We start from the raw sequence: 25,611 nt of genomic DNA on the forward strand, positions 1-25,611 counted from the left end.
GCGCTCGACAGGCATTCGCGAAAGGTAGCGCCACCATGACCCTGGACGAGACGACTCGACTCCGGCTCCTCACCGCACCCGACGGGGCGTTCCCCTTGACGGAGATCGCCGTCGACGGCGTGCGCCTGGAGATGTTCGACCGCGACCCGCGCACGATGCGCGACGCCTTCCTCGCCACCCGGGAGCACGGGAACCGGACCGCGGTCGTGTACGGCGAGGAGCGCTGGACCTACCAGGAGCAGTGGCAGGAGGTCGTGGCGCTCGCGCATGCACTGCGCGACGAGCTCGGTGTGCGCAAGGGCGACCGGGTCGGCCTGGCCATGCGCAACTACCCGGAGTTCATCTTCACCTTCTGGGCGACCCAGCTGCTCGGTGCCGTGCTGGTGCCGTACAACGGCTGGCTCCGCACCCGCGAACTCGCCGACCTGATCGCCGGGTCGAGACCGGTGGTGCTGGTCGCCGACCGCGAGCGCGTCGCGCTGCTGGCAGAAGAGGACCTGGCCGCCGGCGGCGTCCGCGCCGTCATCGAGGTCCGAGCCGAGGGCGCCACCACCACCGAACGCGGGCGCAACGCGACAATCGCCTACGCCGACCTGGTGCGGGCCGCCGGTCACCCGGCCGAGCCGCCGGCCGAGGAGGTCCTCCCGGAGGACCCCGCCACGATCCTCTACACCTCGGGCACCACCGGGAGACCGAAGGGCGCGCTGCACCGCCACCGCAACCACTCGGCTTCCCTGCTCAACAAGCTGATTCGCGCCGTGCGGGTCGCGCCGGCGACCGCCACCGAGCCGCTGCAGGTCCTGCCGCCTGCTCCGTCGACGAAGCTGATGACGTTCCCGATGTTCCACATCGCCGGGATGAACACGCTCTACACGGCGGCGTACTCGGGCCACACACTGGTGCTGATGTACAAGTGGAACGCCGAGCTGGCGCTCGAGCTGATCGAGCGCGAGGGGGCCAACGAAATCGCCGGCCCGCCGTTCGTCATCCAGACCTTCCTCGACGCCGCCGCGACCACCGAGCGCGACCTGAGCAGCCTGCGCGTCATCGGGATGGGTGGATCGGCAGCCTCCCTCCAGGTCGTCGACGCCATCCGGGAGCGCTTCGGCGACCAGATCACGCCCCGCACCGGGTACGGCCTGACCGAGACCACCTCGGGTGTCCTGTCCATCCCGGCGGGCGACTTCGCCCGTCATCCCGACAGCGTCGGGCGCCCGCTCCCCACCGTGCAGGTAGCCATCCTGGGCGAGGACGGTGACTCTCTCGCGACCGGCGCAGTGGGCGAGATCGCGATCCGCGGACCTCAGGTCGTCAGCGGCTACTTCGACCTGCCGGACGCCGAGGACTTCCGCGACGGATGGTTCCACACCGGCGACCTCGGCCGGATCGACGAGGAAGGCCTGGTGTACATCACCGGTCGCCTCAAGGACGTGGTCATCCGCGGCGGCGAGAACATCTACTGCGCCGAGGTCGAGGCCGCGCTCAACGCCCATCCCGACCTCCTCGAGGCGGCAGCGTTCGGCGCGCCGCACGCGGCGCTCGGCGAGGAACTGGTCGCTGTCGCACGTCTCCGGCCCGGCAGCAACCTCGAGCCGGAGGAACTGCGCACCTTCGCCGCCGGGCGACTGGCCGCTTTCAAGGTGCCGGCGCGGATCGCGATCGTCGACGCCGAGCTCCCGCGCACCCCGAGCGGCAAGATCGTCAAGCGCGACATCGCCACCACGCTCGACGTCGCCGACCTGCTCAACCCGGTCGATGCCTGAGAACGCGGGCGCGGAGCTGCGCTGGAGCATCCGGGCCAGCTTCCTGCGCTACGTGGCGGCGCTGCCGGACGCGCGGGCATCGGTGTCCGAGGGCGCGCGGATGACCCGCGACGACCCGCAGCTCGTCGTCTATCCGGTGGACCCGGACGCGACCACTGCCTCGACCCTGGCCTTCCGCGGTGACCTGCGGCTGTCGGGTCATGGCGGGCTGCTCTTCGTCCGGCTGGCCGGGCCGCGGATCGAGCTGAGCGTCGACGGCGGCACGGCGGTGCTCAGCGTGGAAGACCCGCAGTCCGAGGACGGGTCCGGGCCGCGCCTGCCGCTCGTCACGTTGACCATGACCCGGACCGAGGCCGGCTGGTCCGGCTCGGACGCCGCGCTCACCGCGGACGGTGTGGCGCTGTTCAACCACGTCTACCCTGCCGGCGCTCCGTTCGACCCGCTCGAGATCGTCGCCACCGCCACCGTGGCCCACTAGGTTCGACGAACGCCCTGGATCCTCGTCTGGACGGGGATCCAGGGCGCCGGGGTCGTCGTCCCGATCAGACCTGCTCGGGTTCGGGAGTGTCGACGTTGAAGACGATGCTGTTGCCGCCGTCGACGGTGATCGTCTGACCGGTGACGTGGCCGGCCAGCGGCGAGCTCAGGAAGAGCAGCACGGCGGCGATGTCCGAGGGATAGGCGACCTTGCGCAGCGGTGTCTTCTCGACGTTGGCGACCACGAGGTCGTGGGTCCAGCGCGGGTTGGTCTGTTGCCGCGGCGTGCGCACCAAGCCCGGGGCGGCGGCGTTGACCCGGATGCCCAGCGGGCCGAGTTCGACCGCGGACGTGCGTACCAGCGACATCAGCGCCGCTTTCATCGCGCCGTACGCGCTGGTCTTCGGAGCGCTGGTCATCCCGGCGACGGATGCGACGAAGGAGATCGAGCCGCCGGTGCCGGTCCGCTCCCAGAGCCGGCTGGCGTAGGTGAGCGCGAGGTAGGCGTGCTTGAGCACAATGTCGACGTGGAAGGTCCAGTCGTCGTCGGTCAGGTCGACCAGCGGCTTGTACATCGCCAGTCCGACGATGTCGACGACGCCGTCCAGCCGGCCGCACTGCTCCTCGACGAAGTCGAAGAGCGAGGCCATTGCCTCGCGGTCGGTGATGTCCCCCGTCCAGGCAAGGCCGCCGACCTCCGCGGCGACATCGGCGGCGCGATCCTTTTCGCGATCCACGCAGACGACCGTCGCGCCGTTTGCCGCCAGGGCCCTGCAGGCCTGCAGACCGATGCCGAACCCGCCGCCGAGGACCACGTGGACCTCACCGTCCAGGCGCAGCATCGACGCGTAGTCCGGGCTCCAGTCCGCGTCGCGGTCCACCCACTCGGTCACTTCGAGGCCACCGTCGTCTGCGCCACGGTCTGCTCCGGGTCCTGATCGGGATCCGCCGAGGATTCCCGCTTGCGCCACTGGACGGCGCCGTCCTCGACGGTCGCGTGGGCGACCCGGCCGCCGTGGATCTCCGCCCAGTGAGAATGGTTGATCTGGTGCAGGCTGAAGCAGGCCTGCAGTGAGTTGTAGAAGCCCATGTTGTCCTGGGTCTGGTTGACCGCCTCCTTGATCATCAAGGAGGTCATGGTGGGCCGCTTGGCGATCTCGCGGGCGTAGTCGAGTGTGCGCGCCTCGAGCTCGTCGGCCGGGAAGATCTGTTGGACCATGCCGAGGCGGTGGGCCTCCTCGATCGTGACCTCGCCGCCGGTGAGCATCAGCTCCTTGGTGCGTCGCAGGCCGAACTCCCAGGGGTGGGCGAAGTACTCGACGCCGCACATGCCGAGCCGGGTGCCCACCGGGTCCGCGAAGGTCGAGCCCTCGGCGCCGACGATCAGGTCGCACGACCAGGCGAAAGTGAGTCCCGCCGCATGCACCGGCCCTTGGACCGAGCAGACGGTGATCTTGCGCAGGTTCCGCCACCGCAGCGAGTTCTGGTAGTAGAAGTGCCACTCCTGAGTCATCCGCTTCTCAGCGCTGAGCTTGGTCGCGCCATGACTCTGAAACGTCGGGTGCTGATCGGGCCCGGCCTCTCGCTCGACGGCCCTGTCAGGCGTGCCCATGTCGTGCCCGGAGGAGAACGTCATACCGTTGCCGGCCAGGATCACCACACGAACGGTGTCGTCGGCCTCGGCACGGAGCATCGCCTCGTCGAGCTCGACGAGCAGGCTGCGGTTCTGGGCGTTGCGGTAGCGGGGACGGTTCAGGGTGATCCGCGCGATGACGCCTCCGTCCAACTCCTCGTAGGTGATGAACTTGTACTCCGACATGAGCGTCCTCTCCGGCGCGACGACCGTCGCCCCGTTCTTCGATCGAAAATTGAAACAACACAATTGCGGTCCTACTTGACCGCGATCGGGTTCAACGGCGAGCCGACGGCTCCCGTCACCGTCAGTGGCTGGGCACTGAGGAAGAACTCGTAGATGCCGTCAACGGCGCAGTCGGCGGCGAGCTGCTCGAGGTCCCACATCTCACCGATCAGGACACCGGCGTTGACCAGGAAGACCACGTGCAACGCGAACTTCGCCTCCGGCAGCGACTCGCTGGGGACCGACTCGAGACCCCAGGTGTCGGAGGCGACCGCCGCGATCTTCCGCGGGAGCAGGTAGTCGGCCGCGCTCACGCCCAGCCCCGGCGCGGGACCGGCGGCGTAATCGCCCCAGTGCTCCTCGCCCTCCTCGCGCCGGCGCCGCATGTGCCCGGTGCGGACGAGCACGATGTCGCCCTCGCCGATCTCGACGCCCTGCGCCTCGGCGCAGGCCTCCACGTCGATGTCCTGGATCGCCGCCTCGGGTTCGAGCCAGTCGACGCCGTAGAAACGCGGAAAGTCGAGCAGCACACCGCGGCCCACGACCCGGTCACTCACCTGGGCGATGCTGTTGTGCACCGCCCCCTGGCTCGTCACCGACTGCGGACCGTGACCGTTGTAGGTGACACCGTCGTAGAACACGTGGCAGAAGGCGTCCCACTGGGTGGCGCACTGCAGCGGCATGTAGATGCCGTCGTCGGTCGACTGCATCCCGTGCTGGGCGTTGTCCCAGTCGGCCAGCAGGTCGCCACCGTGCTTGTACATCACGTGCTGCGGGTTGACCCGGGCCGACCGCGCCGGCATCGGCCCGTTCCGGTCGAGCGGGATGGCCAGGGAGAACGACTTGCCGGTGCGGATCAGCGCACCGGCAGCGACTATCCGCTCCTGAGTGATGTAGTTGAGCGAGCCGGCCTCGTCGTCACTCCCCCAGCGCCCCCAGGTGCGGTAGCGCTGCGCGATCTCGTCGAGTTGGGCCTTGCTGTAGCTGCGCCGCGGCGAGACAGTCGGGCGAGCGCTGATCGTCTTCTCCATCTTCTGCGTCCTTCTGCGTCTCTCTGCGTCGAATCCGAGTCAGCCGCCGATGCCGTACGTCTTCATGTTGGCGAACTGGTCCATGCCGCTGCGCCCGAGCTCACGGCCGACACCGGAGCGCTTGGTGCCCCCGAAGGGCACCTCGGTCGGTGAACCCAGGAAGGCGTTGATGCCGACGCCACCGGTGTCCAGGCGTGCGGCGATCCGCAGGGCCTCCTCCTCGGCACCGAAGACGGCGCCGCCGAGACCGTAGGGGTTGTCGTTGGCGAGCGCCACGGCCGCCTCCGCGTCGGCGACCCGGAAAATCATCCCGAGCGGGCCGAAAGGCTCCTCCTTGTAGACCCGCATCTCGGGCGTGACACCTCCGATGACGGCGGGCGTGAAATACGAACCGGGGCCGTCGATTTTGCCGCCCGCGAGCAGCACCGTCGCACCCTTCGCGATCGCGTCCTCCATCTGTTCCTGGAGCAGGTCGGCCGCAGCCTGGCTCGACATGGGGCCCACGGTCGACTTCTCGTCGAACGGGTCGCCGACAACCTGCCCGGCGAACGCCGCGACATACTTCTCGGTGAACTCGTCGGCGATGCCCTCGGTCACGATGACACGCTTCGGCAGCGCGCAGGCCTGGCCCCCGAGAACGAGGCGGCAGGCCGCAGCGGTGCCGGCAGCGAGGTCGACGTCGGCCGAGTCCAGCACGATGAACGCGTCGGATCCACCGAGCTCGAGGACGACCGGCTTGATGTGCCTGCTCGCCTGGGCGCCCACGGCCGAGCCCGCGCGGTCGGAGCCGGTCAGGGTCACAGCCCGGACGCGGTCGTCGGCGATCAGGGTCGAGCACTGGTCGGGGGTGGCGAGGATGGTCTGGTAGCAGCCCTCGGGGAACCCGGCCTCGCGGAAGATCTCGTCGTACATCAGCGTCGAGCCGGCACAGATCTCGGCCGGCTTCACCATCACGGTGTTGCCGAGCATCAGGTTCGGTGCGGTCGCACGCATCGCCTGGTAGAGCGGGGCGTTCCACGGCTCGATGCCGAGAACGACGCCGACTGCCTCCCGCCGCAGGATCACCTTGGCGAAGCCGGGGACCTCGATCAGCTCGTCGGCGAGCAGTTCCTCGCCGTACTTGGCGTAGTAACGGAACATGTCTACGGCACCACTGCCCTCGGCCATCGAATGCGGCAGCACCTTGCCCATCTCCAGGGTCGCTTGGTGGGCGAGTTCGGGGAGCTTGGCCTCGATCAGGTCCGCGACCTTGACGAAGAGTGCGACCTTCTCCGAGAGCGGAACGTCGCGCCAGGCGAGGTGGGCCGCGTGCGCGGTCGCCAGCTTCGCTTCCAGATCTAGGTCGTCGACGAAGGCGAACTCTCGCAGCAACTCACCCGTGGCCGGGTTGAGCGTTCGGTATGTGCGCTGGGCGGGCATCGTGGCAGTCACCGTGATCCTCCTGAGGACGTACTCGTAATTAGCCTTTAACACTAGTACAACAAGACTTAAAAAGGTATGTTCCCTTATTGAAACTCGTCAGCCCGGCGGCGCCCGGGATCTCTCTCCTTGTGGAGGTGCGCATGGACATCAACCTGCTCGACCCGGCCCATTACGTGGACGGCCAGCCCTATGAGCTCTATCGCCATCTGCGCGAAACCGACCCCGTGCACTGGCACGAGGAGTCCTACGGCGGACCGGGCTACTTCGCCCTGACGCGCTACGCCGACATCAAGGCGGTCGAAACCGACTCCGCGACGTTCGCGAACGCACCGACAACGCTGATCAACGACGACGCCCGCGCCGGCGACGAGACCCATCAGCACCTGATCTTCTCCGACCCTCCACACCACACCGAGCACCGCAAGTTCCTCAGTCCGGAACTGGGCGTGCTCGCGGTTCGCACGGGAGAGGACCGCCTGCAGGAGCTGGTCCACGACATCATCGACCGGGTCATCGAGAAGGGCGAGTGCGACTTCGTCGAGGACATCGCCGGCCGGATGGCCAGTTTCGTCATGGCCGACCTCATCGGGCTGCCGCGCGAGCAGTCGCTGGTGATGTTCGACGCCGCGGCCACCCTCGCCAGCGGCGCGGACACCTCGAAGGGCCGCGGCCTCGAGGCGGCGACGATCATGTACCAGTGGGCCGACGCGGCCCGCAAGGAGCGGCTCGAGAACCCCCGTGACGACATGCTGACCCGGATCGCGCACGGGGAGGTGCTCGGCATCCCCTTCGACGAGTTCCAATTCCAGCTCGACTTCCAGCTCCTGGTCAGCGCGGGCAGCGATACCTCGCGCAACGTGCTCGCGACGGGCATGCTCCGGCTCTTCGAGAACCCGGCCCAGTACCGCGCCCTGGTGGAGGACCCGAACCTCGTCCCCCAGGCCGTCGAGGAGATGCTGCGATTCGACCCGCCGATCGTCTTCCAACGCCGAACGGTCATGCGCGATACCGAGATCGGTGGCGTCGCGATCCGGAAGGGCCAGAAGGTGGCGAGCTACTACGGCGCCGCGAACCGTGATCCCGCCGTCTTCTCCGATCCCGACACCTTCGACATCCGCCGTTCCCCCAACCCGCACCTCGCCTTCGGCGCAGGCCGGCACTTCTGCCTCGGCACGCACCTCGCGCGGGCCGAACTGGTGGCGATGTTCACCGCGCTGGTGACCCGGATGCCCGACCTGCGCGCGACCGGTGACACCGTCTGGCACGAGTCGCCCGAGACCCCCTCCGTGATCGGCCCAGTGGCGATTCCGGTGGCGTTCACTCCCGGCGTTCGACTGGGCAGCGCCGCACTCGTCTGACGTCCGACTTTCACCCATCCAAATTATGTTTACAGTGATGCGACTCACCTGCTTTAACTATGTTAGACGGAGTAGGTTGGTCGTCGTCACTGCCCCCGGCTGCGAAGGATCACCATGACAACCGCGCCCCCTGCGACCACCAGCGAGACCCTGGTCGAGGAGACCGCCCGCCGAGTAGTGGCCGAGCACCCGCCTGCCGCCACCCCGCTACCCGAACTGATGGGCGCGTGGTACGACGCCGGCCTCACCTGGGTGCACTTCCCTCTCGGCCTGGGTGGCCTGGACGCACCGCGCTCGCTGCAACCGCTCGCCAACCGGATCCTCCGCGAGGCGGGCGGCCCCGAGCCTCGCACCGTCAACACCATCGGCTACGGCATCGTCGCCGGCACCATCCGCCGCTATGCCGACACCGACCTGGCCGCTCGCCTGCTGCGACCGCTGGCCACCGGCGAGGAGAAGTGGTGCCAGCTGTTCAGCGAGCCCGGCGCCGGCTCCGATCTCGCCGGACTGGCGACCCGCGCCGTACGCGAGGGGGACGGCTGGCGGATCAACGGCCAGAAGGTGTGGAACAGCCTCGCTCACCTCTCCCGCTGGGCGGTCCTGCTGGCCCGGACCGATCCCGACCTGCCCAAGCACAAGGGCCTCACCTACTTCATCGTCGACATGCAGAGCCCCGGCATCGAGGTCCGGCCGCTGCGCCAGCTGACCGGACGGGCCTCGTTCAACGAGGTCTTCCTCGACGACGTCTTCATCCCCGACAGTCAGCGCTTCGGCGAGGTCGGGGAGGGCTGGATCGTGGCCAACAGCACCCTCGGCGACGAACGGACCTCCCTGGGTGACCGCGTCGCCGCCCGCGGCAGCGGCGCCATCGGCGACGCCCTCGCACTGTGGGCCGCCCACCCCGAGCGGCACACCCCGGTACTGCGTGAGCGCCTGATCCGGCTGTGGGTGCGGGCGGAGAGCCAGCGGCTGACCGGCAACCGGGCCCGCGTGGCCGCCACCAAGGGCGTGGTCGGTCCCGAGAGCGCCATCATCAAGCTGCTCAACTCCGAACTCACCCAGCATGTCTACGAGTTCTGCATGGAGTTGCTCGGACCCGAGGCGACGCTGATCGACACGTACTCCCTGGATGCGCCGGACGACGAGAGCGGGCCGACCGCGATCCAGCGCAAGTACCTCCGTTCCCGGGCCACCACTCTGGAGGGCGGCACCTCGGAGATCATGCGCAACGTCATCGGCGAACGCGTCCTGAAGCTCCCGCAGGAGCTGCGCGCCGACAAGGGCATCCCGTGGAAGGACATCCCCCGATGAGCGCGACCCCGACCACCCCGATCTTCCCCACACGACAGGCAGGCCGATGACGCAGGAGTTCGAGTTCAGCGACGAGTTGGTGGAGCTGCGCGCCATGGTGCGCGACTTCTGCCGCGAGTTCTCCCCCGAGACCGTCGTACGCGCAGCGATGGAGAGCGACACCGGCCACGACCCGGCGCTGTGGCGACGGTTCGGTAGCGAACTCGGCGTCCTCGGGCTCGCCGTTCCCGAGGCGTACGGCGGCGACGACGCCGGTCTGGTTGCGCAGGCCGTCGCTGTCGAGGAGATGGGTGCTGCTCTGGTGTGCGGCCCTGTTCTCGGCACCGTCGCTCTGGCGATGCCGGCCCTCGCCGCGCTGACCGACGACGACGTCAAGCGTGAGCTGCTGCCGGAGCTGTGCTCCGGCGCGAAGCTCGCGACGCTGGTCGCGCCGCTCTCCGACGGCACGCTCGACGTGGATGCCGTCAGCGTGACGGCGGTGACCGCGGACGGCGCCTGGCGGCTCGGCGGTGAGGTCGCGCAGGCCCCCGACGCCGGCACCGCCGACCTGCTCCTGGTCGTGGCGACCACCGACGAGGGACCTGCACTGTTCGCGGTCGCAGGCGATGCCGCCGGGCTGACGCGGACACCGCTGACCACCCTCGACCTCACCCGTCGTCAGGCCGCACTCTCGTTCGCCGGTACTCCGGCACGGCTCCTGGCCACCGGCGCCGAAGCGCTCGATGCGTGTGCGCGCGCCGCTCTGGTCGCCAGCGTGCTTCTTGCCGTCGAGCAGGTCGGTGGCGCCCAGCGGATGCTCGACATCACCGTGGCGCACGTGGCCGCCCGCAAGCAGTTCGGTCAGGCCGTGGGCGCGTACCAGGCGGTCAAGCACCGGTGCGCGAACATGCTCATCGCGGTGGAGACGGCGCGGTCCGCGGCCTACCACGGTGCCTGGGCGCTGCAGGACGGCACCGACGACCCGCAACTCGCGGCGAGCCTGGCCAAGGCGGTGGCAAGCGAGTCCTACGCGTGGGTCAGCACCAGCGCGATCCAGATGCACGGCGGTCTCGGGTTCACCTGGGAAGGCACCCCGCAGCTCTACTTCAAGCGCGCCACCACCGACTCGCTCACCCTCGGCACCGCCGAACAGCACCTCGACCGGGTCGCTGGGCAGGTGCTCGACGGGCTCGTACGGGCCTGAGGCCCCGTCGCCCAACACAACTCGCGTACCGGCTCCCTGAGCCGGTGCGCGCGCAGCAAGGAGAAGAGAAGACCGTGGAGTACGACTACGTCATCATCGGATCAGGCGCGGGTGGCTCCGTGTTGGCAGACCGGCTCTCGGCCGGCTCCAACGCGAGCATCCTGGTCATCGAGGCCGGCGGCAGCGACCGAAACCCGATGCATCTGGTCCCGAAGGGCTTCTTCTTCACGATGCATTCGGGCAAGTACGCCAAGAGGTTCGACGCCGGCCCGTTCGGGCCCAACGACTCGATCGATGCCTGGTGGCGCGGCCGGGTGGTCGGCGGCTCCACCACGATCAACGGTCTGGTCTGGAACCGCGGGTGGGCGGGAGACTTCGACAGCTTGGTCGAGGACGGTAATCCCGGTTGGGGCTGGGACACCTTCCTGACCGCCTATCGGGAGATCGAGTCCTTCCAACTCGGGGCCTCCGAGCTTCACGGCGGCGGCGGCCCGGTGAGTGTGGAGATCACCGCTCCCGCCGAGCAGGTGTCGGAGGCGTTCATGGCTTCGTCCGCCGCCATCGGCGCGACGCGGGTCGGCGACATCAACGGCTCCGACCTCGAGCGCGCCGGCTACACCCAGTTCTCCACCCGTCGCGGGCTGCGGGTCACCGCCGCGAGTGCGTTCCTGCGTCCCGCCCTGCGGCGACCGAACGTGACCCTGATGACCCGCACCGAGGTCGCCCGCATCCTCTTCGACGGCACCCGCGCCGTCGGCGTGCTCGCACGGCGACGTGGGGAGAAGGTGGAGATCAAGGCGCGCCGCGAGGTACTGGTCTGCGGCGGCTCGCTGGACTCCCCCATCTTGCTGGAACGCTCGGGCATCGGCCGCGGCGACGTGCTCGCGGCCGCAAGCGTCAAACAGGTCGCGGAGAGCCCGAACCTCGGTGAGCGGCTCAACGAACACCGCGGACTGCGCTTCATGTACAAGCTCGAGGGGCGCACCGCAGCCGAGAACGGGTTCAACCCGCTCGTCGACAGCTTCCCGAAGCAGATGACGCAGGGTGCCAAGTACCTCGTCCGCCGGGACGGCATCATCGCCCAGGGCTCGGCCACTTGCCTGCTCTACTTCAAGGCCGACCCCACCTCGGACCGGCCCGACACGATCGGTTTCTTCAACCCGATCTCGATGAAGGCCCCGACCATGCACAACGACAAGCTCGCGGTGGACGACGAACCCGGCCTGATGCTCGCGGCGTACCCGTTGCGGCCCACCAGCCAGGGCAACATTCACATCACCGGCCCCAACCCGGGGGACCCGGTCGCGATCCAGCCCAACTTCCTCGGCACCGAGGATGACCGGCGGATCCTGTCGAAGGTAGGACCGCGGGTGCGTGAGCTGTTCGCCAGCGGCCCCATCGCCGACCTGGTCACCGAGGAGCGCGTTCCTGGTCACGACGTCCGCACCGAGACCGACTTCGAGCAGCTCGGACTCAACGCCGGCTCCTCGGGTTACCACCCGCTCGGCAGTTGTGCCCTCGGGCCGAACGCGGACGATGTCGTCGATGCCCGGCTGCGCGTGCGCGGCGTCGAGGGCGTGCGGGTGGTCGACGCCTCCGTCTTTCCCCGCCAGCCCTCGGGCAACACCTCCGCACCCACCCAGGCTCTGGCGTGGCACGCGGCCAAGCTGATCCTGGAGGACGCGTGACCGTGCGCTCTCCGACACCCGTCCGCGGATGAGTCGCTACACGTAACTGGCCCCGACGCCTCCCGCGTCGGGGCCAGTTCTGCCAGTGCCGCCCCCTCAGCCGCGCGTGACCTCGTCCCTCACCCGCCGGGTCTCCTTCCACTTCATGAAAACTCGACGCTCGGTGATCCGCCATCCTGCGTCCGTACGCGCCAGCGTGTCCTCGTAGGCGCCACCACCGGACACCCGCACGATCTCGCCCTCGCTCTCACCGCGTCGCCCGGTCTCCATCTGATAGTGGGAGAAGGCAGTCGCGGTGTCTCCCTCGAGCTCGATGACCGTGTTGTACAACGGATGCTGGGCGAACAACCATGCCGGGTCGGGCTTGCTGAGACGTTCGCGCATCTGCGCTGGAGTCTCACGCTTACCCCCCATCGGCGTGAAGTCGATCGCCGCGTCGGCCGCGAAGGCCAGATCCCACTCCTCCCAGCGGCGCTCGTCGAGTCCGATCGCGTAGTGGCGCAGCGCCTTCTCGATATCGAGCCGATCCTGCAATTGATCAACCATGTTCAGTGTCTCCTCGTCGTCGGCTCAGTTCGGCCATTGGATGCTGAAGTACTGCGTCTCGAGGAACTCCTCGAGACCGGCGCGGGCGCCCTCGCGGCCGAGGCCGCTCTGCTTCATCCCGCCGAACGGCGCCGACGGATCCGAGACGAGTCCGCGGTTGATGCCGACCATTCCGGCGTCGATCCGCTCGGAGATCCGCAGTGCACGGCCCAGCTCGCCGGAGATGACGTACGCCGCCAATCCCATTTCGGTGTCGTTGACCAGGCGCAGCATCTCCTCCTCGTCGGTCCAGGTCACGATCGGGGCGACCGGTCCGAAGATCTCCTGGGTGACCACGTCGGCATCGGGCGCCACATCGACCAGCACCGTCGGTGCGTAGTAGAAACCGGCGTCGTCCGGCGTCGCGGCGCGGTGGCTGACGCGGGCGCCGCCGGTCACCGCGCGCTCGACCAGGCTGCCGACCTCCTCCACGGCGCGAGCGGAGATCAGCGGGCCGATGTCGTGGCCCTGCGCCGCAGGGCCGACGCTGAGCTTCTCCACCGCGGTGCCGAACCGCTCGGCGAATTCGTCTGCGACGGCGGCGTGCACGTAGAAGCGGTTCGCGGCGGTGCAGGCCTGCCCCGCACCGCGGAACTTCGCCACCATCGCCGCCTCGACGGCCAGGTCGAGGTCGGCATCGTCGGTAACCACGAACGGCGCGTTGCCGCCGAGCTCCATCGAGGCGTTGAGCACCCGGTCGGACGCCTGGCGCAACAGGGTACGACCGACTTCCGTCGAACCGGTGAAGGAGATCTTGCGCACGCGTGGATCGGAGAGCCACGTCGAGACGAGAGGGCCCGACCGCTTGGTCGTGACGACATTGACGACCCCGGCGGGGAGACCGGCCTCGACCATCAGCCGAACGACGGCGAGCGTGGTCAACGGGGTCTCCGAGGCCGGCTTCACCACGGTCGTGCATCCGGCCGCCAGTGCCGGCGCAAGCTTGCGGGTGGCCATCGCCGCCGGGAAGTTCCACGGCGTGACAAGCGCCGCGACGCCGACGGGCTTGTGCGTGACGACGGTGCGGGTCCCGCCGGCCGGCGCGACGCCGAAGCCGCCGGCGGTGCGCACGCCCTCCTCGGCGAACCAGCGGAAGAACTCCGCCGCGTACGTCACCTCGGCGCGGGCGTCCGCGAGTGCCTTGCCGTTCTCACCACTGATGAGGGCAGCCAGTTCCTCGCGGTCGCGCAGCATGAGTTCGTAGGTGCGGCGCAGCAGTTCCGAGCGCTCACGCGGCGCCGTTGCGGCCCAGCCCGGAAGCGCCTCGGCCGCGGCATCGACCGCGGCGGTGCCGTCGGCCTCGTCCCCATCCGCGATCGTGGCGACCACGTTGCCGTCAGCCGGGTCGAGCACGTCGAACTCGCCGGCGCCACCCGCCCGCCAGACTCCTCCGATGAACAGGGATTTGTGGATAGATTCATTACTTGAAGTCATATAAGCATTATTCACAACATAATTGTTGTCGTCCAGGAGTCGCCGGTCTACCAAACGGGATACCTCGCCGCCACCGCTCCGATCCGATGATGCCGCCCGTGACAGAATTACTACAAGACAACTAGAAGATCAGAGACCGGGTTCTGTTCGGACGCCGATCCGCTCGCGAATAGGATGAGCCCATCATGCAGAGCCAACGCGACGAGTCCATCTCGATCGCCCTCGAGCGACTCGCCCTCGCCCTGGGCGAGAGCGGCGCCGTGCCCGTGGCCGAGCTCGTCCGTGCGCTCGAGCGTGCTGCGGAGCGGCTGCGCACCAAGTCGGTCGATGACGAGAACCCCATCGACCTGGTCACCCAGGCTGACGCATCGCGTGCTGTGGGGGTCAGCCGCCAAGCGGTCAACCAGTGGGTACGCAACGGTGTGGTGCGCTCCTACGCCGGCTCGGGCACCAGCGGCCGCTACGGCCCGATGGTGTCGCTCGCCGAGATCGCGATCGCCGCCAACCGCCGGACCCGCGACGTACCGTTCTCGAACAGACGGCGCCGGGAGCTGGTCGACTTCCTCCGGCTGGTCGACCGGAGCGCGGCCGCTCCGGTGGCAGGGGAGATCCTGCGCGCGCTCGAGGACGACAGCTACGAGAGCCGCACGCCCGAGCAGACCCGCGTTCTCGGCGAGTTCGTGATGGCATCGATGGGTCTGGGCGACCAGCAGCGTGAGTTCACGCCCGAGGGACTCCGTCTGCTCTCCCAGCTCGAACCCGCGATCACCGTCGAAACGGACTCCCCCTTCGGTCGGTTCACCGACTCACTGGGTCTGCTGATTCGCTCGTCGGGCGGCAAGGCGGGCTTCGACTCTCCCTCGACCGCGCTGCTGTCCCTGTTCGGCTGTGCGACCGTCGGCGCGCTCTACTCCGGCGCCGACGCGGGGATCGGTCGCGACATCGCCGATGCGGCGCACGAGGTGTGGGGAGAGGATTGGGTCGAGCGCCTGCTCGACGCCGTCTTCCACCTCGGCGAACTGCGCCGCTCGCCGCTGACCCGGTTCACCGCCTCTTTGACGTACCTGGACAACAACCGCTTCCTGCGCAACGCCCAGGCGGCCGGAGTGAGCATCGCCTACTCGCGTGGGCCGGGCCCGTTGCTCCCGCACCGCTTCTACGGCGGCCCGATCTTCCGGGACATGATGGCGGACGCGGGACGGCGCAGCACCCCCTGGGGCTTCTCGCCCGCCTCAGCCCATGTCGGGCGTCCCGCCGAGCTCGACAGTGGGCTCAACCCGTTCCGCGTGATGAACTACGAATTCGGGCTGCTCGACCCCCACGTGCACGGAATTCGCCGCTATTGCTTCTCGACCACGGATGCCCGGCGTGACCTTCGGGCGTACGTCGAATCGCTCCACGGGAGTGAGCGCGAGCGCTATGTCGGGTATGCCGTCGACGGACTCGCCCGCACTTTGCAGCAGCAGAACATCGAGTTGGCCGCCATCGATTCCGAGCAGGAGTTCGACTGGTGGAAGGACCACATCATCCGTTCCTCGGAGCAGGAGATCCTGCTCGGTCTGCGCGACGAGCGCGCCCGCAAGGTCGCGCATGCCCTGCTGGTCTCGACGAGTCTGCTTCCCGAGGTGGTCAGCGCCGCACACACCGACGGCGCGTTGCGCGACCGGCTGCGGATCTATGTGAAGAACCTCGAGTTCGACGTCATCGACTCCCGCTACCGCGACGACCTACGCCGCGGTGCCTCCCGGGTCATCAAAGGTGGCGGTGTCACCTTCGACGAAGCCAAAGCCACCGAGGTCGCGACGACCGAGATTCAGGCGATGCTCGCCTGAGCCTCGGACTGCCGCTCGGGAGCCACTCTCACCAGACGCTTGCCCAGGTGCTCGCCTGCGAGCATTGCCAGGAAAGCTGACGGCGCGTTGACCAACCCGTCCACCATGTCCTCGTGATGGACCACGTCGCCGGCTCGGAGCCAGGTCGCGACCTCGCGCTCGAATGTGGGACGTAGATGCTCGAAGTCACTGAAGACGAACCCTCGCAGCGTGATGCTCCGCGTCACGAGACCGGACATCAGGCTGTCGGCGTCGGTATCGAAACCTGTCGAAGCCGCGCTGTACGCCGAGGCGACACCGCAGACCGGCACCCTCGCGTGCCGGTTCAGGCGGGGCCAGACCGCCTGCCGGACCCGCCCGCCGACGCTCTCGACGTAGACATCGATACCGTTCGGCGTCGCATCGGCGAGATTGCTCTCGAAGTCCGGGTCGCGGTGGTCGAGGGCGACATCGAAGCCTGCGGCGCGCAGCCAGCCGACCTTACGATCGCCACCGGCGATGCCGACCACGCGGGAGCCCTCCAGGCGGGCCATCTGCCCGGCCAGCGATCCGACCGTCCCGGTCGCAGCGGCGACCACGACCGTCTCCCCCGGCCGCGGCCTGCCGATCTCGCGGATGGCGGCGTACCCGGTCAGTCCGGGCATGCCCCGCACGCCCAGCGCCGTGGACACTGGTGCATCAGCAGGGTTCAGGCGTCGGACGGCGGCCGCCGGAGCAACGGCGTACTGCTGCCAGCCGGTGGCTGCGGCAACGATGTCACCCGGCACGAAGCGCGGGTCCCGGCTGACGACGACCTCCCCGACGGTGCCGCCCTCCATCACCGCGCCGAGGGCGACCGGCGGAGTGGCGGAGGAATGCGACACCGAGGAGCCCATCCGGCCTCTGAGGTAGGGATCGAGCGACAGGTACAGCGTGCGCAACAGCAGCTGGCCGTCCGCCGGCTCCGGGATCGGACCCGAGGTCACCTCGAAGTCGTCCGGCCGCGGTGCGCCATCGGGACGTGCTGCGAGCACGATCCGGATCTGGGTAGGTGTCATCGTTACCTCGCGGTGGGTTGTCGGGAACCTCACCGCGAGGCGGTGGGCACTCAGTCGGCGGAGCGGGCCGCCACGACGTCGTCCCCGTGCGCCGCCGAGCTCAGGGGCTGGGCGAGCAACTCGGCGATCTGATTGCGCGCGATCTCGAGACGTCGGGCGTACTGGTCGCGCTCGGCCGCGATCTGATCGGTCGTGATCTGGTCGGCCGTGGCGGCGGCCGCGGGTGCGGCATCGCGCTGGGCCTCCGCGGTGGCCGACAACAGCTCGGCGACCAGTGCCTGCGCGAGCCGCTTGTAGTCGAGCTCGATCGTGGGCTGACCCGGACCGGCGATCACCGTGGTGGTCTGACCCGTCGAGGCCGGCGCCGCGGAGGAGGGCATCACCGGGACGCCGATTCCCTCGATCTTGTAGGTGCGCTTGCCGCTGATCTCACGCTCGATCTCGCCGTCACGGTCCATGGCGGCGATCAACTGGATGAAGGCAACAGCGGATCCCGTGTAACCGACAGCGTCCTTCAGCAGGCTCGTCGCGTAGCCCGACGGGTCGACGATCGGACCCGACGTTGCGAGGTACTGCCGGATGCGCGTGCGCGCGGTGCGGTCTCGTGACATTGCTCCTCCAATGATGCATCGCCCATGGCCGCCCCATGCCGCCGGTCGGGCGACGCGTCTGGGATCCAGCCATTAGCACAATAACACATCAACTTAAGGATAAGTACAACCTCGAGCCCGCGAACAGCTGCAGACCGACCGCACGACGGTGATCAGCTGTGGTGGGCGGCCGACACCTCCAGGTTCGTCTCGCGGCGTACGCCGATCTGCGGCGCTGTGCGCAGGTGCTCCGTCGGCGTGTCCGTGTCGGCCGGAACTGGTACGGCGCGCACCGAAGTAGGGAACAGTCCGGCCCGGCGGGGATGGCCCGCCGGTTCCTCGGCCGCCCGGGCGAAGGCGGGGTCCATCCGCTCCAGCGGCGCTGCGGTCCGCAGCTTCCGGGAGAAATAGCCGTCGCGGGGACGCTGCGCGGCTCGGGTGGACACGGTGCTCATCTGCTCCTCGTTCTGATGCTGTCGCCACAGTCTTCATGACTACCGAGTGTTTGTCAATGGCATCACTTGACGCCGACTTCTCGACAGCCTAGCGTCGTGACGGCGGTTACATCCGGGTCGCTGCAACACGACGAGGGAAGGCGCACCATGGCCGACGAGCGAATGATGTTGATGGCCGGACAAGTCGCTTCCCTACTGCCCGAACCGCCTGCCTCACACGACGCGTTCGGTTATGTGGCGTGGGAGGAGCTCGTGCTCACCGCAGCCCAGTGGCTTCGCGCTTACCTTCCCGACGTCGCTCTCCAGGGCCCGGTCCGGCGTTCGCGTCTGTCCTTCTCACCCGAGACCGGCCGCCTGGCCACCGGCTCGCTCACGGCGCTCGCCACCCTTCTGGCGCACGAGGTCGACACCGCCTCGTGCGAGGCGCTCCTACTTCAGGCCACCAAGTCCTGGCAGTCCGACTCCAGGACAACCGTGCCGGCCCGCGCCTGACCCGAAGCACCGGCCGCGTTCGCCGGCGGAGGCGCAGAAACGACGGTGGCCGATCCGTTCGGATCGGCCACCGTCGTCACGATGCGCTCGTCGAGCTGACGCGTGCTGGTGCTCAGACGCGGGCGTCTCGCCAGCGAGCCGACGGCACTTCGACCTCGACGTCGGTCGTCTGCAGGCCGAACTCCGCTGCCACCAGCGCGGTGTCCGCACCGGGGATCGGAGCGGCGGCAGGGGCAAGGTCGGGAGCGGCGCTGAGCTTCAACGGCGCGTTGGCGACCTCGATGCCGCCGACGAGGTCCATGTCCGAGAGCCGGAGCCGCATGCCGCGCGCGACCGCCTGCGGGTGCGCGAACGCCTCCCCGACGGTCAGGACGACGGCGCCGGGGAGCTTGACCGAGTAGTAGAGCGCCTCCCACTCCTGCGCCGTGCGCGCGAGGAAGCTCGGCTCCACGAGCGCATAGAGGTCGTCCTCGTTCTCCCGCCGCAGTGGCTCGGTGACGAACCGCGGGTCCTCGATCCACTCGGGATGACCGGCTGTCTCACAGAATTTCGCCCAGAACTGCGGCGTGATGCAGATCGTGAACCACTTGTCGTCGGCGGTGCGGAACACGCCGAAAGGCAGCGAACCGGTGCCGCCGCGGCGCGGCTCGGGCACGAACTCCTTGCCCACCGTGACCGCCTGGGGAGCGCGGTAGGACAGGAGCGCGACCTGTGAGTCGAAGAGGCTGATGTCGAGCCGCCGGCCGTGGCCGCTCAGGCTGCGCAGTCGCAGCGCGCCGAGCGTTCCGAGGGCCGCGAACATCGCGCCGGTCAGCCCACCGATCGGGTTCCCCCAGCGGATCGGCACCTCGGGTCGGGTGTGGTCGACGGTGATACTCATGCCGCCGCCGAGAGCCTGGATGGCATTGTCGAAGGCGGGATATGCACTCCACGGACCGCTGTGCCCGAAGCCGGTGATCGAGGTGGCGATCAGCTTGTCGTTCTTCGCGCTGAGCGTGTCGTAGTCCAGGCCGAGGCGCTCGAGCACACCCGGACGGTAGTTGTCGATCATCACGTCGGCGTGACCCGCCAGACCGAGGAGGAAGTCGAGCCCCTCGGGCGTCTTGAGGTCGGCGACGACGCTCCGCTTGCCACGGTTCAGCCCCGCCCGGAAGGATGCCTCTCGGCTCTCGTCCGGATAGGGCTCCATCACCTGACCGAACGGGCGCTCGACGCGGATCACGTCGGCTCCGAGGTCGGCCAGTAGTTGGGCGGCGAACGCCTTGCTGGGCTCGTCGCCGTTCATCTCCAGGACCGTCGTGCCGTCCAGCGGTCGGCCGATCTGCCGCGAATGTTCGGGTGCGACGGACGGGACCACCCGCTCGCGAAGCGGCAGGCTCCCGCGATCGTCTCCGCAGTGAATCACGCCCGCGCCGGCGAGCCGGTCCAGTTCGGGCCCGTCGAGTCCGAGGAGGGTGCGCAACACCATGGCGGTATCCGCGCCGACCTGGCGTGGCGCCCGCCAGGTCGAGACGTCGCTGAACTTCAGCGAGTCGCCGACCACGGTTGCGGTCCGGCCGAACTCGTCGGTGATGTCGACGGACATGCCACGTGCCTGGACCTGCGGGTGGCGGAAGACGTCGGCGACTCGCGTCACCTTTCCGCAGACCACCCCGGCCGCCATCAGGTTCTCCTGCCACCAGTCGGCGGGGCGCTGCTTGAACACCTCCTGCAGCAACGCGACCAGTTCCTCACGATGCGCGTGCCGCGCCTGTCCGGTGTTGAACCGCTCGTCGGTGAGCAGATCGGGCCGCTCCATCACCCTGGCGGCGGCGGGCCACATCCGCTGGCTGATGCACGTGGCGACCCAGCCCTCGCTGCACTCGAAGTTGCCGAAGGGAACCGTTCCCTGGCCGCCCTCGAAGGGCGCAGGCAGCGGCTCCTGCCCGAACGTCAGCGCCTGCGGCACGCGGTAGGTGTTGAGCGCGAGCATCACGTCGAGCATGGACACGTCGACGTGCTGGCCGGCACCGGTCCGATCGCGATGGATCACCGCCGCGACAACGCCGATCGCGCTGAAGATGCCGGCGAAGAGGTCGCCGATCGGAATCCCCCAGCGCACGGGGGGGGTGCCCTCGTCGAGTCGGGTGTAGTTCATCGTGCCGCACATCGCCTGCACGATCGGGTCATAGGCCGGCATCGTGGACCATGGCCCGTCGCCACCGAAGCCGGTGAGCGAGCACGTGATGATCGCCGGATTGAACTCGAGCAACGACTCGCGGTCGACCCCGAGCCGTCGGGTGACCCCGGGACGGAAGTTGTCCACGACGACGTCGGCCTGCGCCACCATCTCCTGGAAGAGCCGGCGCCCCTCGTCGGACTTGAGGTTGATGCCGACCGAGTGCTTGTTGCGACTCAGCCCCCAGTTGAAGGCCTCGTCCTCGCTGAGCCGGGTGTGATCGATCTTCGCGGCCGAGCCGGGCGCGGGGACCGACTCGACCCGGATCACCTCCGCGCCGAGATCCGCCAGGAGCAGGGAGCCGAACGGACCCGAGACGACCCGGCACAGGTCGAGGACCCGCAGCCCGGACAAAGGGGCTGACGGCGATGACGTCGGAGAGGTCGCTACATCTTTCATAATGCTTTGACCATAATACGTGCCTCATTACGACACAACTACACGTGGCTCATATCATCATTAGAGGCTGTCGCTTGCTCAGGCGGCCGGAATCGCGACCGTCCTACCCCGGACGCGAGCAGGATCAGGCCGGGGCGGGTGATTCGGGCGGCCGCGTCGTGGCGACCAGCGCCGCCACCTGGCTGCGCGAAGTGAAGTCGAGCTTGGTCAGGATGCGCTGCACGTGCGTGTCGACGGTGCGCGGTGAGATCACCAGCTCGTCGGCGATCTCCCGGTTCGTCTTTCCGGTCGCCACCAGTCGGGCGATCTCCTGCTCGCGTCGGGTCAACGGCAGGTCCTGGAGGGGGTTGTCGATGTCGTCGGGCTTCGCCTGCGTCTCTCCCAGCGCGACCGAGGCCGCCTCATCGAAGGTGAGCCGCCGACCTTGCGCGAGCGCGGACCGATAGGCGCTCACGCCGAGCCCCTCCGCGGCCCGGGACGCGTAGCGGTCGTGCCACTCCCGCATCCCACCGAAGCCGTGGAACAGCGGGCCGAAGTCCTCGCCACGTGCCTCCCCGACACCGAACAGCACCGCGGCACGCCGAGCGTCGCCGACTTCGACCGCTGTCCAGGCAAGGAACTCGATCGCCCATACCACCCCCTGCCGGTCGTTGAGGGCGCGCTTGCGCACCAGACTCTCCCGCGCCAGGCCGGCGGCCGACTCTGCGTGCCCGCGCAGCAGTTCCTCCAGGGCCAGGAAGGCGAGCGTCCAGGACAGCAGCACGCCCTCGCCATAGGCAGCGCACAGCTGGCTCGCCTCGGTCAACACCTCGTGCGCCTCGTCGAGCCGGCCCTGGTAGCAGTAGGCCAGTCCCAGGTTGCTCAGCGCATCGGCCAGGAACGGCGGCCCACCCGGGGCGGCGCGCTCCATTTCGACCCCCTCCTCGAGGTGATCGATCGCCGGCTCGAGTCGGCCGTCGAACAGCTCGGCCATGCCCAGCGAGCTCCTCGCGTGGGCCGCGCTCGCGGCGTCTCCGACCTCCGTGGCGATCCGCTCGCACTCCGCGAGCAGCTCCAGCGCCGCGGAGCAGTCGCCGTTGACGGCGCACAGGAAGCCGTGGATCCACAACGCCGGCGCGCGCGCGGGGTCATCCGGATCAGCCGCAGCGAGCAGCCGACTGAGCCATCGCCTCCCCTCCCCGGGCAGTCCCGAGCTGATCCAGAACGTCCACAGTGAGCTCGCTATCCGCAGCCCGGTGCCTACCTTTCCCGGGCTGGTGAGGGCGCCTTCGAGCGCAGCGCGCACGTTGGCCTGGTCCGCGAACACCAGGCCGAGCAGTCGCCGCTGGTGCGGACCGAACCAGCCTTCCTCCGCCTCCTCGACCATCGCCAGGACATGGCGCAGGTGCGCCTCCCGCACAGCCTCGACCTCGCCGGCCTCGTCGAGGCGCTGGGCCCCGTAGAACCGGATGGATTCCAGCATCGTGTAGCGCGATCCGTCCAGTACGACCAGCGACTTGTCGGTCAGCTCGCACAGCGCGGTCCACACCGCGTCGGCGGGCAGGTCGAGTCCGGCACAGACCGCCTGCACCGCTTCGAGCGTCGCGCCACCACGGAACACCGACAGCCGTGCCCAGAGCACGCGCGCCTCGGACGTGCACAGGTCGTAGCTGTAGTCGAGGCTCGCCCGCAACGAGCGGTGCCGCTCCGGAGTCGACCGCGAGACCCTGGTGGCCGGCGCCAGCGGGTCACCGCCGTGGGTCAGCATCGACTCCACAGACAGCCATCGGCTCCCCGCGGCAGCCAGCTCGATGGCGAGCGGGAGGCCGTCCAGCTGTCGGCACAACTCGACGACCGACTGCTCGTCGTACCGACCGGCGGCGATGTCGGGATTCAGCGTTCCCGCCCGCTCCAGGAAGAGCGCGACGCTGGGATAGTTCTGCGCCTTCCCAGGTGGCAGACCCTCCTCCCTGCCGGGCAGCGCCAGCGGTGGGACCCGGAAGAGCGCCTCGCCCTCGACGCGCAGCGCCTCACGGCTGGTCGCCAGGACCCGGAGCGAGGGACAGCCGCGCAGCAGGGCGAAGGTCACGTCCGCGACGGCGTCGACAAGGTGCTCGCAGTTGTCCAGCACGAGGAGCATCTGTCGCTCGTCGATCGCCGCGATGAGGTCCCCCAGGTCGTCGCCTGCGGACAGACTGATGCCGATCCGCGCCGCTACGGTGGCAGCGATCAGATCGGGCTGGGACAGGTCCGCCAGCGGGATCGGCCAGACACCATCGGCGAAGGCGCCGCGGACCAGTCGGGCGACGTGATACCCCAGGCGAGTCTTCCCCACTCCGCCGGGACCCGTCAGCGTCACCAGCCGGGAGTGCGTGAGCAGCCTCTTGATCTCGGCAGTCTCGGCCTGTCGGCCGACCAGGCTGGTGACCTCTACAGGCAGCGCGTCCCTGCGCACCATCCCTCGCGCACCATCCCGTTCGGTCGTGGTCCTTGGTGACCGCATCAAGTCCGCTCGGCCGACCCGCGAGAGCTCTCGTGGCGCCGATGTGAGGAACCTAACATACGTAGCCGCGTACGCCGTCCTACTGATGCGCGGCCCCACGGGTTCGGCGGAGGCTTTCGTGACACAGCACACAACGACGTGGAGGTCATCCAGATGGAGTGTCGCGCTCACAACGCCGTAGCACGCCGCAGTTCGCAGCGGCCTGGACGAAGCGATGACCGAGGCCAGGTCGCGGACCGCGGCCCAGGTCGGCGACGGGGCGCCCACCCTGTACGGAATCGGCCCAGGCCGCCGGCAGCGCCGGCACCCGCCATGGACGAGCCCATGGTCCGCGCGGGCGAGCTCGTCACCCGCGTCACCGCCCTGATCCCCCTGCCGAACGAATCCCTGACCGGCGACGACACCGCCTGGGCGGCCTTCGAGGCGCTCCTGGCCGAGGCCGCGACGTTGCTGGCCGGTGCGCTCGGCCACGACGGCCGCTCCGTGCTGTCTGCGCTGGCGACTACTCCGCTGGGCGCCAATCCGCTGTGCGCGCTGCTGATGGAGCAGACCCTCGGCGAGCTCACCGCCGACCCGCGCTGACCCAGCGCCGACCCGCCCGCCAGCTCCGCGAGTGCGCGCGAGCGACCCTTGTCATGCTCGCTTATCTGTCACAAGATAGTTGCATTGATGCAAACCCATAACTTACAACTACCATCGGGAGTCTTCATGTCCGACGTCGCCATCGACGAGCTGCACGGCGCCCACCGGCGCGACTACGACCCCTACGCGGACTGCTCCATCGACGAGCACTTGGCCGAGCTGGCCGAGCGTCGTGCGGAGATCCCGGTCAGCTACTCCGCGCGCGGGAACGGCTGCTGGGTACTTACCGAGTATGACGACGTCTCAAACCTGTTGCGTCGCAACAACCGCGGCGTGGTGAGCTTCCCCAACGAGCCGGACGGGCTGAACCTGTCGGGAGCCCGCGCGGCGCAGATCCCGATCGAGCTCGACGGTCCCGAGCACAAGCAGGTCCGGCAGTATCTCGACCCGCTGTTCGCTCCGCGCAAGGTCGCCGAGCTCGAGGATCACCTCCGCGAGCAGTGCAACCGACTCATCGACGCCTTCATCGAGGACGGCCGCTGCGACTTCGTCAAGGGTTTCGCTCTTCCGTTCCCCGGTGCGACGGTGCTCGCCATCATGGGGTGGCCGCTCGAGGATCTGGAGATGATGAACGGCTGGGCCGACGTCCTTCTCCACGGCGTTCCCGGAGGCAACGAGGAGGAGAACAACGCCGCTCGGGGCAGGACGCACCAGGAGTTCGCGGCGTACATGGCCGCCAAGATCCCCGAGTGGCGTGCAGCCCCGCGCACCGGCGACGTGATGTCGGTGATGCTCGACGCCGAAATCAACGGCGCGAAGGTGACCGACGACCAGCTCTTCGACTTCTCGGTGCTGATGATGATGGCCGGCCTCGACACCGTGCAGAGCGTGCTCGCCCGCTGCGCCGTCTACTTCGCCGCTCACCCCGAGCAGTGGGATGCGATGTTCGAGTCGGAGGAGACTCTCGCGCCGGCGATCGAGGAGCTGCTGCGCTGGGCCACGCCACCGGTGCCGACGCGGACCGTCACGGACGAGTACCTGGAGATCCAGGGCATCAAGATCCCCCAGGGCGAGCGCGTGCACGCTCCGCTGGGCTCCGCCAATCGCGACCCGAAGTACTACCCGGACCCGGACAGCGTGATCTTCGACCGGCCCGCCAAGCCCCACCTCGCCTTCGGCGTCGGCCCGCACCGCTGCGTCGGCCTCCACCTCGCCCGCCTCGAGCTGAAGATCGCCTTTACCGAACTCCACCGGCGCATCCCGCGTTTCCAGCTGGATCCGGCCGCGCCGGCTCCGAACGAGCACCTCGGCCTGGCATGGGGCGTCGAGGACGTGCACCTGGTCTTCACGCCGGGGCCCCGCGAGCTGTCCTGACACGGCAGCCTCGACGGGTCGCACCGCGGCCACTCCTCCG

General features: G+C 68.9%; 21 protein-coding genes. 10 read left to right on the plus strand and 11 right to left on the minus strand.

Annotated elements, in window-relative coordinates; genetic code table 11:
* Nucleotides 1–35 precede the first annotated feature (35 nt).
* Both ACFTWF_RS14695 and ACFTWF_RS14700 read left to right on the plus strand, forming a co-directional pair.
* Nucleotides 36–1,763: a class I adenylate-forming enzyme family protein gene (locus tag ACFTWF_RS14695; RefSeq protein ID WP_378461943.1), complete on the plus strand. Its 1,728-nt coding sequence runs from the start codon at nucleotides 36–38 to the stop codon at nucleotides 1,761–1,763.
* Nucleotides 1,756–2,241: an HtaA domain-containing protein gene (locus ACFTWF_RS14700; protein ID WP_378461944.1), complete on the plus strand. Its 486-nt coding sequence runs from the start codon at nucleotides 1,756–1,758 to the stop codon at nucleotides 2,239–2,241. The genes ACFTWF_RS14695 and ACFTWF_RS14700 overlap by 8 nt, the downstream gene beginning before the upstream one ends.
* Nucleotides 2,242–2,305: 64 nt before the next feature.
* On the opposite strand, the gene ACFTWF_RS14705 is transcribed toward ACFTWF_RS14700, so the two are convergent.
* From ACFTWF_RS14705 to ACFTWF_RS14720, 4 genes are all read right to left on the minus strand, one after another.
* Nucleotides 2,306–3,133, minus strand: a complete 828-nt coding sequence (locus ACFTWF_RS14705; protein WP_378461945.1) for an SDR family NAD(P)-dependent oxidoreductase — start codon at nucleotides 3,131–3,133, stop codon at nucleotides 2,306–2,308.
* Nucleotides 3,130–4,059, minus strand: a complete 930-nt coding sequence (locus ACFTWF_RS14710; RefSeq protein ID WP_378461946.1) for an enoyl-CoA hydratase — start codon at nucleotides 4,057–4,059, stop codon at nucleotides 3,130–3,132. Before ACFTWF_RS14710 ends, ACFTWF_RS14705 begins: the two co-directional genes overlap by 4 nt.
* 71 nt (nucleotides 4,060–4,130) lie before the next feature.
* Entirely contained in the window at nucleotides 4,131–5,129 is a 999-nt protein-coding gene (locus tag ACFTWF_RS14715; protein WP_378461947.1) for a cyclase family protein, read from the minus strand.
* Nucleotides 5,130–5,168: 39 nt separating this feature from the next.
* Nucleotides 5,169–6,560 carry an aldehyde dehydrogenase family protein gene (locus ACFTWF_RS14720; protein WP_378461948.1) on the minus strand — a complete coding sequence of 464 codons (1,392 nt, stop codon included), beginning with the start codon at nucleotides 6,558–6,560 and terminating at the stop codon, nucleotides 5,169–5,171.
* 131 nt (nucleotides 6,561–6,691) lie between these two features.
* On the opposite strand from ACFTWF_RS14720, the gene ACFTWF_RS14725 reads away from it, so the two are divergent.
* The 4 genes from ACFTWF_RS14725 (at nucleotide 6,692) to ACFTWF_RS14740 (ending at nucleotide 12,091) form a co-directional block, all read left to right on the plus strand.
* Complete coding sequence (locus ACFTWF_RS14725) at nucleotides 6,692–7,909, plus strand: cytochrome P450 (RefSeq protein ID WP_378461949.1); 1,218 nt, start codon at nucleotides 6,692–6,694, stop codon at nucleotides 7,907–7,909.
* 114 nt (nucleotides 7,910–8,023) lie between these two features.
* On the plus strand, nucleotides 8,024–9,220 hold the full coding sequence (locus tag ACFTWF_RS14730) for an acyl-CoA dehydrogenase family protein (RefSeq protein ID WP_378461950.1): 1,197 nt from the start codon (nucleotides 8,024–8,026) through the stop codon (nucleotides 9,218–9,220).
* Between the two features lie 46 nt (nucleotides 9,221–9,266).
* The gene (locus ACFTWF_RS14735) at nucleotides 9,267–10,403 is read left to right on the plus strand and encodes an acyl-CoA dehydrogenase family protein (RefSeq protein WP_378461951.1); all 1,137 of its coding nucleotides are present in this window, start codon (nucleotides 9,267–9,269) and stop codon (nucleotides 10,401–10,403) included.
* Nucleotides 10,404–10,477: 74 nt separating this feature from the next.
* Entirely contained in the window at nucleotides 10,478–12,091 is a 1,614-nt protein-coding gene (locus ACFTWF_RS14740) for a GMC family oxidoreductase (protein ID WP_378461952.1), read from the plus strand.
* Nucleotides 12,092–12,187: 96 nt separating this feature from the next.
* Here the strand turns inward: ACFTWF_RS14740 and ACFTWF_RS14745 are convergent, their stop codons facing one another.
* Nucleotides 12,188–12,637, minus strand: a complete 450-nt coding sequence (locus ACFTWF_RS14745; RefSeq protein WP_378461953.1) for a nuclear transport factor 2 family protein — start codon at nucleotides 12,635–12,637, stop codon at nucleotides 12,188–12,190.
* A 24-nt stretch (nucleotides 12,638–12,661) separates the two neighbouring features.
* Nucleotides 12,662–14,110: an NAD-dependent succinate-semialdehyde dehydrogenase gene (locus ACFTWF_RS14750; protein ID WP_378461954.1), complete on the minus strand. Its 1,449-nt coding sequence runs from the start codon at nucleotides 14,108–14,110 to the stop codon at nucleotides 12,662–12,664.
* 185 nt (nucleotides 14,111–14,295) lie between these two features.
* On the opposite strand from ACFTWF_RS14750, the gene ACFTWF_RS14755 reads away from it, so the two are divergent.
* Nucleotides 14,296–15,942: a hypothetical protein gene (locus ACFTWF_RS14755; RefSeq protein ID WP_378461955.1), complete on the plus strand. Its 1,647-nt coding sequence runs from the start codon at nucleotides 14,296–14,298 to the stop codon at nucleotides 15,940–15,942.
* On the opposite strand, the gene ACFTWF_RS14760 is transcribed toward ACFTWF_RS14755, so the two are convergent.
* The 3 genes from ACFTWF_RS14760 to ACFTWF_RS14770 form a co-directional block, all read right to left on the minus strand.
* Nucleotides 15,924–16,979 (minus strand): NADP-dependent oxidoreductase, encoded by a 1,056-nt coding sequence (locus ACFTWF_RS14760; RefSeq protein ID WP_378461956.1) that lies wholly within the window; start codon nucleotides 16,977–16,979, stop codon nucleotides 15,924–15,926. The genes ACFTWF_RS14755 and ACFTWF_RS14760 overlap by 19 nt on opposite strands.
* 50 nt (nucleotides 16,980–17,029) lie before the next feature.
* The gene (locus ACFTWF_RS14765; RefSeq protein ID WP_378461957.1) at nucleotides 17,030–17,590 is read right to left on the minus strand and encodes a hypothetical protein; all 561 of its coding nucleotides are present in this window, start codon (nucleotides 17,588–17,590) and stop codon (nucleotides 17,030–17,032) included.
* A 152-nt stretch (nucleotides 17,591–17,742) separates the two neighbouring features.
* Complete coding sequence (locus ACFTWF_RS14770) at nucleotides 17,743–18,024, minus strand: hypothetical protein (protein ID WP_378461958.1); 282 nt, start codon at nucleotides 18,022–18,024, stop codon at nucleotides 17,743–17,745.
* A 147-nt stretch (nucleotides 18,025–18,171) separates the two neighbouring features.
* Between ACFTWF_RS14770 and ACFTWF_RS14775 the strand changes: the two genes are divergently transcribed.
* Nucleotides 18,172–18,516 (plus strand): hypothetical protein, encoded by a 345-nt coding sequence (locus ACFTWF_RS14775; RefSeq protein ID WP_378461959.1) that lies wholly within the window; start codon nucleotides 18,172–18,174, stop codon nucleotides 18,514–18,516.
* A gap of 112 nt (nucleotides 18,517–18,628) precedes the next feature.
* Here ACFTWF_RS14775 and ACFTWF_RS14780 read toward each other — a convergent pair whose 3' ends face one another.
* A complete protein-coding gene (locus ACFTWF_RS14780) occupies nucleotides 18,629–21,088 on the minus strand; it encodes a CaiB/BaiF CoA transferase family protein (protein ID WP_378461960.1) in 2,460 nt (819 codons plus the stop codon).
* A gap of 169 nt (nucleotides 21,089–21,257) precedes the next feature.
* Nucleotides 21,258–23,570 carry an ATP-binding protein gene (locus ACFTWF_RS14785; protein ID WP_378461961.1) on the minus strand — a complete coding sequence of 771 codons (2,313 nt, stop codon included), beginning with the start codon at nucleotides 23,568–23,570 and terminating at the stop codon, nucleotides 21,258–21,260.
* 357 nt (nucleotides 23,571–23,927) lie between these two features.
* Between ACFTWF_RS14785 and ACFTWF_RS14790 the strand changes: the two genes are divergently transcribed.
* Together ACFTWF_RS14790 and ACFTWF_RS14795 are read left to right on the plus strand one after the other, a co-directional pair.
* Complete coding sequence (locus tag ACFTWF_RS14790) at nucleotides 23,928–24,197, plus strand: hypothetical protein (protein WP_378461962.1); 270 nt, start codon at nucleotides 23,928–23,930, stop codon at nucleotides 24,195–24,197.
* A 126-nt stretch (nucleotides 24,198–24,323) separates the two neighbouring features.
* A complete protein-coding gene (locus tag ACFTWF_RS14795; protein ID WP_378461963.1) occupies nucleotides 24,324–25,571 on the plus strand; it encodes a cytochrome P450 in 1,248 nt (415 codons plus the stop codon).
* Nucleotides 25,572–25,611: the final 40 nt, after the last annotated feature.

Source organism: Rhodococcus sp. NPDC056960 (genome assembly GCF_042674125.1).
GTDB lineage: Bacteria > Actinomycetota > Actinomycetes > Mycobacteriales > Mycobacteriaceae > Rhodococcus_F.